The organism is Pedobacter sp. PACM 27299 (genome assembly GCF_001412655.1).
GTDB lineage: Bacteria > Bacteroidota > Bacteroidia > Sphingobacteriales > Sphingobacteriaceae > Pedobacter.
The window spans coordinates 4,193,264-4,207,025 of record NZ_CP012996.1 but is presented as its reverse complement, the minus strand read 5'-3'; the positions used below and the strand labels follow the sequence as shown (position 1 = coordinate 4,207,025).

The following is a 13,762-nucleotide window of genomic DNA, read 5'->3' as shown; positions in this document are numbered from 1 at the left end:
AACAGTACAGATAGTCAGTTGTTAGCTATATATTTGTGTCCACTCTCATAACCTAGTTTATTAAGGATTACACAAGCTAACCGGAAACGTGCACACATCATACCCATATTCAGCAAGCGTAAAACCCGCTGCCTTAACGCTAAAAGCTCCATTTTTAACAGAAAGAAGCTTGCTTTTGGTTCTTTTGAAGCCAATCAGTCTATTGATTTTATTTTTAACACTCTTCCTTTCTAATTCCGCAAAGGCGCAGCAAACTCTGGTCACAGGGACGGTAACTGATGGGAGTACAAAAGAAACACTTCCCTATGTTTCTTACCTCATTCCAGGGACAACCCTTGGCGGAAGAACGGATGCTGATGGTAAATTCAGTATCACGTTAAAAGATGGAGCCAATGCGCTAAGATTTAGCTATGTAGGCTATAAATCGCAGACAAAATCCATTAAGCCCGGAGGTACGCAGGTGCTCAATGTTCAGCTGATGCCGGATGCAATGCTGATGAATGAGGTGGTGATTACTGCAGGGAAAAAGCCGAAATATCGAAATAAAGAGAACCCGGCAGTAGAACTGATTCGAAAAGTGATCGCCAACAAGTCAAAGAACAAAATGGAAAACTACAATTTCGTAGAATACCAGAAATATGAACTGATGAAGTTTTCTTTGAGTAACCTTTCTGATAAGTTCAAGAACAGAAGGGTTTTCCGTAATTATCAGTTTTTATTCCAGGAACAGGATTCTACCCAAATTGGTGGTAAAAACTTACTTCCTGTATTTCAGGAAGAGAAATTGAGCGACAACTATTTCAGGAAGAGCCCTGAAAAGAACAAAACAGTAGTTATCGCAGATAAAAGAGTGAATTTTGATGAGCGTTTTATAGACAATCAGGGCTTAACCGCCTATTTCGACCGGATGTATCAGGACATCAATATTTATGATAACAACATTTCTGTAGTAAGTAATCAACTGCTGAGCCCGATTGCAGATAGTGCCCCAACCTTTTATAAATTTTTCATCACGGATACCATTAAAAACCATAATCCTCAGCTGGTAGAGCTTGCTTTTACGCCGCGTAACAATACCGATCTACTGTTCGAAGGGAGATTATATGTGACGCTGGATGGTAATTATGCGATCCAGAATGCCTACCTGACGGTCAATAAAAACATCAACCTGAATTTTGTACGTGCATTGGAAGCTAAACTGGATTTCGAGAAGAATCCGGATCAGCGTTATCATTTGAGTAAAAGTAACCTGATTGTTGATTTCGGCCTTAGCAAAAAGAGTGGGGGAGGTTTTACCGGAGAAAGAACTGTGACTTTTAAAGATTTCAAATTCAATGTGCCGCAGCCAGATACCGTTTATAAGGCCTCTGGGGCATTGGTAGTCATGCCAGATGCCTTTAAAAAATCAGAAGAGTTTTGGCTAAATAACCGTCCGGAACCCCTTCATCCGGGAAATATGAAGATTTATGGTCATATAGATTCCTTACAGACCATCCCTTCCTTCAAAAGAACAATGGATATTGTGACGCTGTTCTTCGCCGGATACAAAGATTTTGGTCCGTTTGAAATGGGCCCAGTGAATACTTTTTACAGCTTTAATGGGGTGGAGGGTTTTCGCCTTCGTCTTGGTGGTAGGACAACCCCGGCATTGAGCAAACGCTATTATTTTGAAACGTATGCCGCTTATGGCTTTAAAGATGAGAAATGGAAATACTTTTTGAGTGGAACCTATTCTTTAAATAATAAATCTATCTATTCTTTTCCTCAGAACTATATCAGGGCAAGTTTTCAGCGAGATACTAAAATTCCAGGACAGGAATTGCAATTTGTTCAGGAAGATAACTTCCTGCTTTCCTTTAAAAGAGGAGAGAACAATATGATGCTGTACAATGATTTTTACAGGTTAGATTATGTGCATGAGTTTGAAAATCACTTTTCATACACCTTAGGGCTGCGCAAATGGAAGCAGAGTCCGGCAGGTTCACTTTACTTTAGTAACTCCGCTGAGAACGCTTTAAATGACCGTATAGATCATATCAACACTGCAGAGATCAGTTTAGGATTAAGGTATGCGCCAAATGAGAAATTTTACCAGAGCAAAATTTACAGAACACCGTTTGTAGGACCTAATCCTGTTTTCAACTTCCGCTATACCGCAGGGATTAAAGGCGTATTTGGTGGAGAGTACAATTACCACAATTTTATGGGAAGTATCGATAAACGGGTTTACCTGAGTCAGCTGGGGTATACAGATGTGACGCTGGAAGGCGCTTATATCCTTGGAAAGGTGCCTTTTCCACTGCTGGCGATCCATAGAGCCAATCAGACTTATGCGTATCAGCTGAACTCTTATAACCTGATGAACTTCCTGGAGTTTGTCAGTGATCATTATGCCAGTGTAAATCTGGACCATAATTTTAATGGGTTCTTTTTCAATAAAATCCCATTGCTTAAAAAACTGAAATTAAGAGAAGTGATGTCTTTTAAAGTGTTGTATGGCGGTTTACGTGACGAGAATAACCCCGATAAGAACCCGGAAGCAATGCAATTTGTACGCAATGAAAATGGGCAGCCGATCACCAATTCCCTAAATAGAGCGCCTTATATGGAAGGAAGTGTGGGCGTTGGGAACATATTTAAAGTACTTCGTGTGGATGCGGTGAAAAGATTCAACTACCTGGATAACCCGAACGTTTCCAGTTGGGGTATTCGTGCGAGAGTCAAATTTGACTTCTAGCAGCTGAAGAAATTATGCTTAAAAGCGATGCAGGGCCGAGTCTCTGCATCGCTTTTTTTTTGAAATCCGCTTTAGAGGATTAGCTATCTTTGTGAAGATAAGAATGAACCCACTCAATTGATAAATGGCAGAGAAAGAAACATTGATGGCCTTGGCGCTGACTACTGAAGAAAAGATTAAGCAAGCGGCGACCAAGCTGTTTATAGAGAAAGGATTTGCAGCCACAAGGACCAGGGATATTGCTGCGGAGGCAGGTATAAATCTGGCCTTACTCAACTACTATTTCAGAAGTAAAGAGAAGTTGTTTGATGTCGTAATGGAAGAAAGTCTCCAGCTTTTTTTACTGGGATTGGAGGAGATTCTGAACGATGTAAATACGGTACTTAAGGATAAGATTGCAGGAATTGCAGGACACTATATTGACCTTTTGAAAAGTCACCCCGACCTGCCCTTGTTCATCCTGACTGAAATCAGGGCAAACCCTTTCAGGATGGAAGCCAATCTAAATGTGAAGGAAATGCTGATCGAATCTAACTTTTACAAGCAGCTGGAAGCCACTACTCAGAAGAAGGTAGATCCGATGCACTTTATCATGAACCTGCTGGGATTGCTTGTTTTTCCTTTTATCAGCAGTCCGGTTTTAAAAGCAGAGGGGGAGCAAGGAAAGGCTGAATTTGATCAGCTCATGGAAGAGCGAAAACATTGGGTTCCAATTTGGGTAGAAGCCATGCTAAAAACGCTTTCAGTGTGAAAATTAGAATTAATCATTTGATTAAAACAAATTATTAACTGAATAATATAGTGCTTTTATTCAGTTGATTATGATTTTAAATTAAGGTGTTTATTTAGGTTTACTGCGGCGATGCATTTTTTCTGCTACTCCACTGAAATGTAAGCCCCTGGCAGAAAAATTGAGCTGTAAAAATTCAGTTCACCCCATTATTTTGACAATCCACTGGATAAGTTGTTTTTAGAAATCTATAGCTTTGCAGCTACCTTATTCCCCTCAGACTTAATAACAGGGCTGCTTACCGGAGTAAAATAAAAACACAATGACTACTATCATTTTTACTAAAATAAGCCGTGTCTGCTTAGCGCTGTTTATTTTTATGCTGACCGTTTTTACGGTAAATGCGCAGACTGCTGACCGCAATAATCCTTCTCCATTAAAATTTCCAACGCCGAAAGGAATCAAGAATCAGCTGTTCTATTTGCAAAGAGATCCGAATACCAATACCATCATTTATGAACTGAATGTAGATGCCAAAGGTGAGGTCAACAGGGCGGAACCATTATTGGTATATTGGCTGCGTTATGATGATAACGGAGAGAAAAAAGATCTGAGCTATATCCAGCGTAAGTTCGCCTATGGCATCCAAACTAAAGAGATCGGAAAAGATCAGTATGAGATTCGTTTTGTGTCCCATAAAAAGATTCCAATGTATCTGATGGTCTCAAAAGAAGATCAGAAGTTCCATGTTTATGTAACTGTAAACAATAAGAAAATTGAATTGAATAAGATTTTTGTAAGAATCGAAGGCGGCTCTTTTTGGCTTCCAAATGTAAAATATGTAGAGCTGAGCGGAATCAATACAGCTACTGATACACCAGTTATAGAACGAATCAAGGTTTAATCGACAAGCGATCTACCGGTGTTTTTCCGCATTTTACCGATAAGCTACGGGAGTACAACATAAATCGCTTGACCTGCATTGCGTTCCTCCATAGTTTTGAAGAAAAAAGAATATGGAAACGCAGGTAAAAAAACACAAATTCAACTTTAATGTTGCTGCAGGGGCAGTTATTGTCGCAGTAGGTTTAATCATGATCCTGGATAATTTAGGTCTGGGGATTCCACGCTGGGTGCTGTCATGGCATACAATTATGCTGGGCATAGGTCTGTGGATCGGCTATCAGAAAGACTTTAAAGTATCAGGCTGGCTAATCCTGGTGATCATAGGAGGTGTATATACGTTAAGCGATCTGCCCTTTGTTGATCTTTACGGGTTTAAAGCGGCATTGGTATTCATAGGGCTGGGTATCTATATGCTGATCAAACCAGCAGCAAAATATGGCTGCGGAGGTTTTAGCGCGAAGAAGCCAATTCAATTCTAAAAACTTCTATTCTTCCAGTTGTTTTGATTGATTTAAATACTCTGGGTTTAACTGACCTGTAAAACAGGTGTTTAGTGTAGTGCGTAACCGTATAAAGACGGGTGTGAGCCGGGATATATTCTCGTAAATTTATAGAAAATTGATACTCATGGTAAATTTGCAACAACACAATAGACCGGAAAATTATCCAATTTTACAAATCCGACCAGCAAGGATCATCGTTGTGGATAACGATAAAATGCTTTGCAACTGACTGTCTGGAGCTTTCAGAAATTAGGCTTCCAGCATAGAATCTATCATCAGGTAGCGGATATTGTTCCGCTCGCAGAGGACTTTAGGCCTAATTTAGTCCTAACGGAATACTTGCTGCCCTGCTCAAACGGAGGAGAACTTTGTGCGCAGTTAAAGAGTTGCCAACGTACTTGCCGGATTCCTGTAGTCATCTATTCCAGCCTTCCTAAGAACTTTTTATCTTTAGGAGCATCCAATTGCAATGCTTTCTTGCAGAAGCCATTTAGTATCCCTGGGCTTTTGAAGGTGATGAGTTGTTTTTTAAGCAATTGCTGTGCTGTACAGTGTCCTCAGGCGGTAATCTCTTCTATTTCCAACCTGAATTAAGAGGTGTTTAAGTGTTGCAGTCATTTTTTTAGCAGATCATCACCTGAATAATCAGTGCTAGGCAGGAAATAATCTGCATTTTAGTGGAATGATCCCTGCTGATATTTTCCCAACTCAATATTCTATGCTCTCTGCATCGGCCTTAAATGTATTTCTGATGCAGCAATACGGATTTCATGACCTGACTTGCCGACTCTTGATTCACAATGTAAGTGATACCTATATACTGGAAAATCTATGTTTCAAGTACATCTTTAAGATCTATAGGACCGCGCATCGCAGTCTAACGGAAATTAAAGGGGAAGTAGAACTGCTAAATACTTTAAAATACGGAGGGGCAAAAGTAGCTTTCCCTATTGAAGATGTGCATGGAGAGTTTATCCAGTCTTTTAATGCAGCAGAGGGGAAAAGATATGGTGTTTTATTTGCTTTTGCAGAGGGAGAGGTGGTTGATATGAACGAGGCTCATCTGACTACCCTTGGGAAAGAGATGGCGGTTGTTCATACGCTCAGCGAAGGATTGGAACTAGCGCATAAAAGAAAGGAATATAACATAGATACGATGCTTATTGAACCTTTGGAATCCATTAAGCCGGCGTTTAAGGGCTTGGAAGAAGAATATGCCTTTTTAGAAGAAGCGGTGCGGCTGGTGATTGATAAAATGAAAGCACTTGATTTCAATACATTTGGCTATGGCTACTGTCACTATGACTACCTGCCTAAAAATTTCCATTTTCAAGCCGATGGGACACTGACCTTTTTTGATTTTGATTTCGCAGGGAAAGGATACCTGGTCAATGACCTGGCCTCTTTATATGCGCATTATTTCCTGCACGTGCTGTTTAAAAAGAGAAGCCAGGAAGCTGCAGATGCGGAATTTCAAATCTTTGTGGAGGGCTATAGAACGGTACGGCCAATATCCGAAGAGGAGCTGCGCGCTATTCCATACTTCGGTTTTGCCTGGTGGATCTTCTATTTCAAATTCCATCATGATCATTTTGAAGACTGGTCTAATTTCTTTTTTACACCCAGATTCATCAAAGAACGCGTAGGCTGGCTTCGCAAATGGATGGAATGGTATCTTTAGTATTTTCCAAATTCCTTATTTTTCTATTACTTTTACCTCCTCCTGCCGGTAGATTCGGTAGGAATGAAAAGATCAAACCCTAGCTTAAATATGAATTACCTAACAATTGGTGCTTTAATCCTCCTTGCTATTGTAGCGCTGCCTTATCTTTTTGGTGCTTTTAAAAAGTTAAATCAATACAATATGCCTTTTCTGAAGGCATTTAATCCAATGTGCAGCCCGGCCAGCTATGAAGCCGAATTATTGAAAAAGAGCCTAAATCCAATTACCCGAGAAATGGAGAGCAAACAAATGGCTGGTTTCATCAACCATTGGACGGCTAAATTCGAAAATAATCAATTGAATGCTGCAGATGTGGTCTTGTTAAACGAGCAATTGGCGGTTGGAAACACACAGCAGGTAAATGGAATCCTCGCATTACATCCCGATGCCTTAAATATGTACAATGAGATTAATAAAGGGTTGACTGCCATAGAAACAGAGAAAATGGCTGTTCAAACACAGGCTGCCGCGATCGTTAACTAGTCTTTTCCGCATTCATTCGGCCTTTTAGTTTGTTTTTCAACTAAGGGTGGGTATATTTGCGCCGTGGAATTTTTAGCTTCCACGGCGGTGTGGATCTAAAAATCTTAACTGATTCACCTTAAATTAGGAATAGATGCTTAAACCCTCAGAGTTTTTCAAACAGCACATCGGACAAGAGATGAAGACCTCTTTGTCGCCGGTATTGAACTGGTTAAGGCCAACGATTCTAGCCGTAGAAAAGGGAAAGCTGGTATTACAGCATAAGGTGAGGGAAGAAATGACCAATCCCATGGGAATCCTGCATGGCGGTATTACTGCTGCCATTATTGATGATGCCATCGGAGCGACACTGTTTGCCTACGACGAGCCCTATTATTATGTGACGATCAATCTTGTGGTGGATTATTTCGCCGCTGCGAAAGAAGAAGACCTGATCATTGCAGAAACTATAATGGTAAAGAAAGGCCGGCAAATTGCCAATGTCACCTGTGAGGTATGGAACGAAAGCAGAACACGGCTCATTGCAAAAGGATATAGCAATCTACTGCGGACGGAGAGAAGAAAACCCGAAGACAGTACAACAGATAAATAAAAATACAAGGGCATTAGCCTTAACAATATTAAATAAAATAAAAAAATAGGATGAAAAGAGTAGTCGTAACCGGTATGGGTGTTATTAGTCCATTAGGAAATTCTGTAGATGAATTGTGGAAGAATATCCTGGCAGGTAAGAGTGGAGTAGGACCAATCACAAAGTTTGATTCTACCAAATTTAAAACTCATTTTGCCTGTGAGGTCAAAGACTTTAATGCAGAAGATTACGTTGAGAAAAAAGAAATCAAAAAGTATGATGTCTATACTCAATATGCTATTGCAGCAAGTGATCAGGCGATTAAAGCTGCAGGACTTGATTTCTCTGCCATGTCTGAAGAAGACCGCTGTGAGGTAGGTGTGATCTGGGCAACTGGAAACGGAGGAATCGGTACTTTTGAACAGCAATTGAAAGAATATCACTTAGGTGATGGGACTCCAAGATTCAGCCCTTATTTTATTCCTAAAATGATTGTGGATATCGCGGCTGGAGTGATCTCTATACGTAACAGTCTGCATGGACCAAACTATTGTACAGTTTCCGCTTGTGCTTCTTCAAACACTGCAATTATCAGTGCCTTTGATACGATCAGATTAGGAAAAGCAAATATCATGATCGCAGGTGGTTCTGAGGCTGCTATCACGGATTCTTCTGTGGGAGGATTTAATGGTGCTCAGGCTTTGTCAAAAAGAAATGATGATCCTGAAAAAGCTTCACGCCCATTCGATAAAGACAGAGATGGCTTTGTGATTGCTGAAGGTGCTGCTGCCCTGATCCTGGAAGATTACGATTACGCAATTGCCAGAGGTGCTACTATTTATGGTGAGATGGTTGGTGGTGGTATGGCTGCTGATGCTTACCACTTAACGGGAACACATCCTCAGGGATTAGGTGCGGTTCAAGGTATGAAAAAAGCATTGAAGGATGCTGGAATTGAGCCTGAAAAAATTGATTATATAAATGCACACGCGACTTCAACAGGTCTTGGTGATTTAAGTGAATTGATCGGAATTAAAAAAGTATTCAATGACGCTCCGGTATTGATCAGCGGAACAAAATCTATGACAGGCCATTTGTTGGGTGCTGCAGGTGCAATTGAAAGTGTGATCAGTATCCTTTCTGCACAGCATGATATGGTTCCGGCTACTATAAATACAGAGAATTTGGATGAAGGGATGCCTGAAGGATTAAACATCGTTCTAGGAAAGTCAGTTGCTAAAAAGATCAACTACGTAATGAACAATACCTTTGGTTTTGGTGGCCATACAGCGACCTCAATCTTCAAAAAATACGAAGGTAAATAATAGCCCTGCTATATGAACTATAAAAAAAGAGCGTATCCAAAAGATACGCTCTTTTTTTATGCAAATAACTTACTTTGCCGTTTCCGTTCCTGTAATCACATGGACTTCGCGCTGCGGATATGGGATTCCAATGCTGTTTTTATCCAGTTCTTCTTTGATCAATTGAAAATTTCTGTGGTATACTGGCCAGAATTCCTTGTTTTCTGCCCAGGCACGGATAGTCAGGTTGATCGAGCTATCCGCTAAAGCAGTAACCAATACCTTAGGTTCAGGTTCTTTGAGGATCTGTGGGTCTGCAGCCAGCACTTTTATAATTTCATTTCTGGCCACATTGATGTCTGAATCGTAAGAAACACCAATCACGTATTCCAGCATCCTGGTGTCATTGTCGCTTAGATTGTTGATGACTGCATTGGCAAGAGGACCATTAGGAGCATATAAAGTGGTACCGTTCCCAGCCTTTAGGGTAGTATATAGGATGTCAATTTTAAGTACCGTACCACTGACGCCATTATTTGTAGATATCGCATGTCCCACTCTAAATGGTTTAAATAATAAGATCAGGACACCACCAGCAAAATTCGACAGACTGCCTTGTAAAGCTAACCCTACCGCCAGGCCTGCAGCACCTAGTACAGCCACGAAAGAGGTGGTTTGAATACCTAGTGTAGAAGCAACTGTTAATAACAACAGTACATAAAGTACAACTTTGATAATACTCAGTAAAAAACTAGACAGCGAGATGTCAATTCTTCCTTTTGTAAAACGATTGGTTAAAAAACGGAGTAGAAATTTTATGAGATAGAGGCCAACAAATAAAGTGATGAGCGCTGCTATAAAAGACGGTATACGAGCTATTAGGCCGTCTAAGAGATGATCCAGTGTGATTTCAATTTTGGACATATAATATATTTTAATGTAATTGCGTGGTAGCCACATTTATGATGCCATCAATGGGCTTGATTTTTGTAAAACTGCAAATTTGGCCTGAGAAAAGGTTTTTCAGCCACAGAATTACTACAGAATTAACTGGTAATTTAGAGATAAGATATATATAAAGATGTTGAGATTGAAGTGTAGCGTGTTGCTAATGTTGTGTTTTTCCTTAATAACCAAAGGCCAGTTGGCAGATTCATTAACAAATAAGAATAAGGTTAAAGTTGCCCCTTTTATCATTCCTGCAGTATTTATAGGCTACGGCCTGATGGCAAAAGGAGATAATTTCATTAGAGATCTTGACCGCAGTACGCAGGCGGAACTTCAGGAGGATCATCCGTTTTTTTCTAAAAGTGCCGATGATTTTATGCGTTATGTACCCGCATTAGCGGTATATGGCCTTAATCTGTCTGGCATAAAAGGCAAGAATAGCTACCTTGATGCAACAGGTAATTATGTCGTGTCTATGGGCATCATGACAGGAGTCGTGGCATTGGGAAAAAAAGGATCTCATCGGTTACGCCCTGATGAAAGCAGTTACGACTCTTTTCCTTCCGGACATGCGGCAACCGCTTTTTTAGCGGCAGAATTCTTAAAACAGGAATATCAGGATGTATCTCCATGGATTGGTTACGCAGGTTATGCGGTGGCCACTACTACAGGAATATTCAGACTTTATAATAATAAGCATTGGGTAAGTGATGTGGTGGCAGGTGCTGGTGTAGGTATCTTGTCTGCTAAGCTGGGTTATTTAGTCTACCCAAAGCTGAAAAGGCTGATTATGGGCCGAAAACAAAGCAATTTCAATGTGATGCCAGCCTATCAGCAAAAAACGCTTGGCTTTTCGATGTCGGGGACTTTTTAGGGATTAGCCCACTACAGAATTTCTACATATTTGAGTGTTAGCTTTAGTTAAACATTTGAATAATGAAAAAGCTACACTGTCTGTTAATTGCATTTTGTTTGCCCGGTTTTCTGTATGCCCAGGTTCAATCTACTGATTCCTTAGCCCTGCAGCGTGCCAGCGATCATCCTTTAAAAGTAAAGGCATTGATTATTCCTGCAGTATTTCTCACTTATGGAGCGCTGTCTTTTGGGAACAATCCGATCAGAGATCTGGATTTAACTACAAAAAGCGAACTTCAGGAAGACCATCCATTATTTGCGGCGCATCTGGATAATTACACGCAGTTTGCGCCGGCACTTGCGGTTTATGCACTAAATTTTGCTGGAATAAAAGGAAAGCATAGTCTGGTAGATGCGACAGGGATTTATGTATTGTCTACCGCCATTATGGGAGGAAGTGTATCCATCTTAAAGAAAACTTCCCACCGGTTAAGGCCAGATGGCAGCGGTTATAATTCCTTTCCTTCAGGACACACTGCTACTGCTTTTGCCGCAGCCGAATTTTTAAATCAAGAATATAAAGATGTTTCTCCCTGGTACGGCTATGCCGGATATGCGGTGGCGACGGCTACAGGTACATTGAGGATGTACAACAATAAACATTGGCTGAGTGATGTGGTTGCAGGTGCGGGAATCGGAATCCTATCTACCAAAATTGCCTATTACTTATATCCGCATGTAAAGAAACTCCTGATCGGAAAACAGACGCTGAGCTATAGTATGGTGCCGGTATATCAAGATAAAACAGTTGGTCTTTCTTTTCATGGAACGTTCTAAAACTAGTCTATATGCACTGATTGTGCTGCTGTTATTTTCAATTTCTGGAAAAGGACAATCTATTTCCGGGAAAGACCTGGATTACTTTATCCATCAGGGGCTGACTGCCAGTCCGGTTTTGAATGATTATAAAAACCAACAGCTCAGCAATCGGATAGATAGTTTAAGGTGGCGGGCCGGTTATCGCCCCCAGGTTACCGCAAGCTCAACAGGTTTATATGCGCCAGTGGTTAAAGGTTACGGTTATGATCAAGCACTTAGTAACGGGCAGAGCCTGGAGGCATTGCTGACTGTAAATTATATGCTGATAGGGAAAGGTCGAATCAATCAGCAACAAGAGCAATTAAAGATTCATCGCGATTCCATTAAATATGCGGCCAGTTGGTCGTTACTTGACCTAAAAAAGAACATTACGGATCAATATTTAAATGCTTACGCAAGTCAGGAGCAAATGGTGTTTAATGCGGAAGTTTATGAACTACTGAAAAAAGAAGAGGTGGTTCTGAAAAAACTTACCCGCGCAAATACGTATAAGCAATCTGAATATCTTACTTTCCTGGTCACCTTTCAACAGCAGCGATTAGCCTGTAAACAAGCAGAAATGCAGTTTAATAGTGACTATGTGATGTTAAATTACCTTTGTGGGATAATTGATACCGCTGTAAATCCAATAGAGGCCCCTGATATTAGTCCTGCTATTCCTGTGCGCGGCTCATTTTTTACTACACGCTACAAGTTAGACAGTCTAAAAAATGAAAATGATAAGATTGGGGTAGCGCTGAACTACAGACCCAAAGCCAGTATTTATGTAAATGGGGGGTATAATTCTTCATTTTTACTACAGCCCTACAAGAATTTCGGAACAAGTGCTGGTTTTACACTTTCTATCCCAATTTATGATGGGCATCAAAAAACGATGCAGCTGCAGCAGCTGAATATTCAGCAGGAAACCAGACTCGCTTATCAGGAGTTTTTTATCAGACAGCATCAACAGCAAGTTCATCTATTGCTGCAGCAGATCAAGGAAAATCAGGATTTGTATCCACAGCTTAACGAGCAGATCAGGTTTGCTAAAAGTTTGATCGAGGTAGATAGTCGGCTGCTGCATACCGGTGACCTTAGGATTGCCGATTATATCCTCGCGATTAACAATTACCTAACCGCTAAAAATCTGCTGCGTCAAACCTATATCAATGGCTTTAAGCTGATCAATCAATTCAATTATTGGAACAGATAATATGAAGAATGTAATAAAAAATATAGTTGCTGCTTGCCTCAGTCTATTGCTGGCTGCCTGTGGAACTCCGGCAAAAGATAATAGTCTGGTTGCTCAGGAACAGCAAACTATAGTAGAAATTACACTTCCTGCATATCAGGATATGACTTCGCATGTGGATTTAAATGCCAGTTCCAGCTATCTGGAAAAAAGCTATATCAAGGCCAGTATAAATGGATACCTAAAGGAAATGAAGGTCAAAATGGGGGATGCTGTTCGTAGTGGCCAGGTGTTATTCAGCCTGGTCACTAAAGAAGCGCAGGCCATTGGGAATTCCATTAATCGGCTTGATCCAGCATTTAAGTTTTCAGGCACCTCAAATATCCGGGCTGCAGCACCTGGTTTCATCACTATGCTGAACCATCAAAAGGGAGATTATGTGCCAGAAGGAGAGGTTCTTGCGGTTTTGAGTAATAAAAATAGCCTGGTGTTTTTATTGGATGCTCCTTATGCGATGAGACAAAGTTTAGTCAATAATGCTGTGGTAGCGCTGACTTTGCCAGACGGAGAGCAGTTGGCCGGAACGATTGGCCTTCCTTTGGCCAGTGTAGATTCTGTAGCGCAGACGCAGCGTTTTATCATTCATGTTGCTCCTGATCATACCATTCCAGAAAATCTCGTAGCCAGCGCAAGAATTGTCAATTTGTATCATCCCAATGCCTTGACGCTTCCAAAAACTGCGCTGCTGAGTAATGAAACGGAAGATGAATTTTGGGTAATGAAATTGAGTAACGACTCGACAGCCGTTAAGGTGGTTGTGAAAAAGGGGATCGATGATGGAAAACAGGTAGAAATCCTGTCGCCCAGCTTTGCAGCCAATGATCGGTTTGTATTGGGCGGTAATTATGGGCTTGCAGATACAGCGAAAGTTAAAATCAAGAAATAAGCT

At 40.8% G+C, this 13,762-nt stretch carries 13 protein-coding genes; 12 read left to right on the top strand and 1 reads right to left on the bottom strand.

Annotation, left to right across the window (positions count from 1 at the left end):
• The first annotated feature begins 193 nt into the window (after nt 1-193).
• From AQ505_RS17680 to fabF, 8 genes are all read left to right on the top strand, one after another.
• Nucleotides 194-2,737, top strand: a complete 2,544-nt coding sequence (locus AQ505_RS17680; protein ID WP_442952126.1) for a DUF5686 family protein — start codon at nt 194-196, stop codon at nt 2,735-2,737.
• Between the two features lie 124 nt (nt 2,738-2,861).
• On the top strand, nt 2,862-3,488 hold the full coding sequence (locus AQ505_RS17675) for a TetR/AcrR family transcriptional regulator (RefSeq protein ID WP_231634924.1): 627 nt from the start codon (nt 2,862-2,864) through the stop codon (nt 3,486-3,488).
• Between the two features lie 301 nt (nt 3,489-3,789).
• Nucleotides 3,790-4,371, top strand: a complete 582-nt coding sequence (locus AQ505_RS17670; RefSeq protein ID WP_062549394.1) for a DUF4833 domain-containing protein — start codon at nt 3,790-3,792, stop codon at nt 4,369-4,371.
• A gap of 112 nt (nt 4,372-4,483) precedes the next feature.
• Complete coding sequence (locus AQ505_RS17665; protein WP_062549393.1) at nt 4,484-4,852, top strand: LiaF transmembrane domain-containing protein; 369 nt, start codon at nt 4,484-4,486, stop codon at nt 4,850-4,852.
• A gap of 706 nt (nt 4,853-5,558) precedes the next feature.
• The gene (locus AQ505_RS17660) at nt 5,559-6,557 is read left to right on the top strand and encodes a phosphotransferase enzyme family protein (protein ID WP_062549392.1); all 999 of its coding nucleotides are present in this window, start codon (nt 5,559-5,561) and stop codon (nt 6,555-6,557) included.
• A 90-nt stretch (nt 6,558-6,647) separates the two neighbouring features.
• Nucleotides 6,648-7,082 (top strand): hypothetical protein, encoded by a 435-nt coding sequence (locus AQ505_RS17655; protein WP_157262467.1) that lies wholly within the window; start codon nt 6,648-6,650, stop codon nt 7,080-7,082.
• A 133-nt stretch (nt 7,083-7,215) separates the two neighbouring features.
• Entirely contained in the window at nt 7,216-7,674 is a 459-nt protein-coding gene (locus AQ505_RS17650; RefSeq protein ID WP_062549390.1) for a PaaI family thioesterase, read from the top strand.
• Nucleotides 7,675-7,724: 50 nt separating this feature from the next.
• Nucleotides 7,725-8,978, top strand: coding sequence for a beta-ketoacyl-ACP synthase II (gene fabF / locus AQ505_RS17645; RefSeq protein WP_062549389.1), 1,254 nt, complete (start codon nt 7,725-7,727; stop codon nt 8,976-8,978).
• Nucleotides 8,979-9,047: 69 nt separating this feature from the next.
• Here fabF and AQ505_RS17640 read toward each other — a convergent pair whose 3' ends face one another.
• A complete protein-coding gene (locus AQ505_RS17640; RefSeq protein WP_197286216.1) occupies nt 9,048-9,881 on the bottom strand; it encodes a mechanosensitive ion channel family protein in 834 nt (277 codons plus the stop codon).
• Nucleotides 9,882-10,101: 220 nt separating this feature from the next.
• On the opposite strand from AQ505_RS17640, the gene AQ505_RS17635 reads away from it, so the two are divergent.
• The 4 genes from AQ505_RS17635 (at nt 10,102) to AQ505_RS17620 (ending at nt 13,759) form a co-directional block, all read left to right on the top strand.
• Nucleotides 10,102-10,779 (top strand): phosphatase PAP2 family protein, encoded by a 678-nt coding sequence (locus tag AQ505_RS17635; RefSeq protein WP_231634923.1) that lies wholly within the window; start codon nt 10,102-10,104, stop codon nt 10,777-10,779.
• A gap of 62 nt (nt 10,780-10,841) precedes the next feature.
• A complete protein-coding gene (locus AQ505_RS17630) occupies nt 10,842-11,597 on the top strand; it encodes a phosphatase PAP2 family protein (protein ID WP_062549386.1) in 756 nt (251 codons plus the stop codon).
• Complete coding sequence (locus AQ505_RS17625; protein WP_062549385.1) at nt 11,584-12,834, top strand: TolC family protein; 1,251 nt, start codon at nt 11,584-11,586, stop codon at nt 12,832-12,834. Before AQ505_RS17630 ends, AQ505_RS17625 begins: the two co-directional genes overlap by 14 nt.
• 1 nt (nt 12,835) lies before the next feature.
• The gene (locus AQ505_RS17620) at nt 12,836-13,759 is read left to right on the top strand and encodes an efflux RND transporter periplasmic adaptor subunit (RefSeq protein ID WP_062549384.1); all 924 of its coding nucleotides are present in this window, start codon (nt 12,836-12,838) and stop codon (nt 13,757-13,759) included.
• Nucleotides 13,760-13,762: the final 3 nt, after the last annotated feature.

Coding starts and splice junctions, on each gene's coding strand:
- AQ505_RS17655 (WP_157262467.1), top strand. CDS start 6,648: ATGAATTACCTAACAATTGGTGCTTTAATCCTCCTTGCTATTGTAGCG.
- AQ505_RS17640 (WP_197286216.1), bottom strand. CDS start 9,881: ATGTCCAAAATTGAAATCACACTGGATCATCTCTTAGACGGCCTAATA.
- AQ505_RS17665 (WP_062549393.1), top strand. CDS start 4,484: ATGGAAACGCAGGTAAAAAAACACAAATTCAACTTTAATGTTGCTGCA.
- AQ505_RS17650 (WP_062549390.1), top strand. CDS start 7,216: ATGCTTAAACCCTCAGAGTTTTTCAAACAGCACATCGGACAAGAGATG.
- AQ505_RS17630 (WP_062549386.1), top strand. CDS start 10,842: ATGAAAAAGCTACACTGTCTGTTAATTGCATTTTGTTTGCCCGGTTTT.
- AQ505_RS17675 (WP_231634924.1), top strand. CDS start 2,862: ATGGCAGAGAAAGAAACATTGATGGCCTTGGCGCTGACTACTGAAGAA.
- fabF (WP_062549389.1), top strand. CDS start 7,725: ATGAAAAGAGTAGTCGTAACCGGTATGGGTGTTATTAGTCCATTAGGA.
- AQ505_RS17660 (WP_062549392.1), top strand. CDS start 5,559: ATGATCCCTGCTGATATTTTCCCAACTCAATATTCTATGCTCTCTGCA.
- AQ505_RS17620 (WP_062549384.1), top strand. CDS start 12,836: ATGAAGAATGTAATAAAAAATATAGTTGCTGCTTGCCTCAGTCTATTG.
- AQ505_RS17625 (WP_062549385.1), top strand. CDS start 11,584: ATGGAACGTTCTAAAACTAGTCTATATGCACTGATTGTGCTGCTGTTA.
- AQ505_RS17670 (WP_062549394.1), top strand. CDS start 3,790: ATGACTACTATCATTTTTACTAAAATAAGCCGTGTCTGCTTAGCGCTG.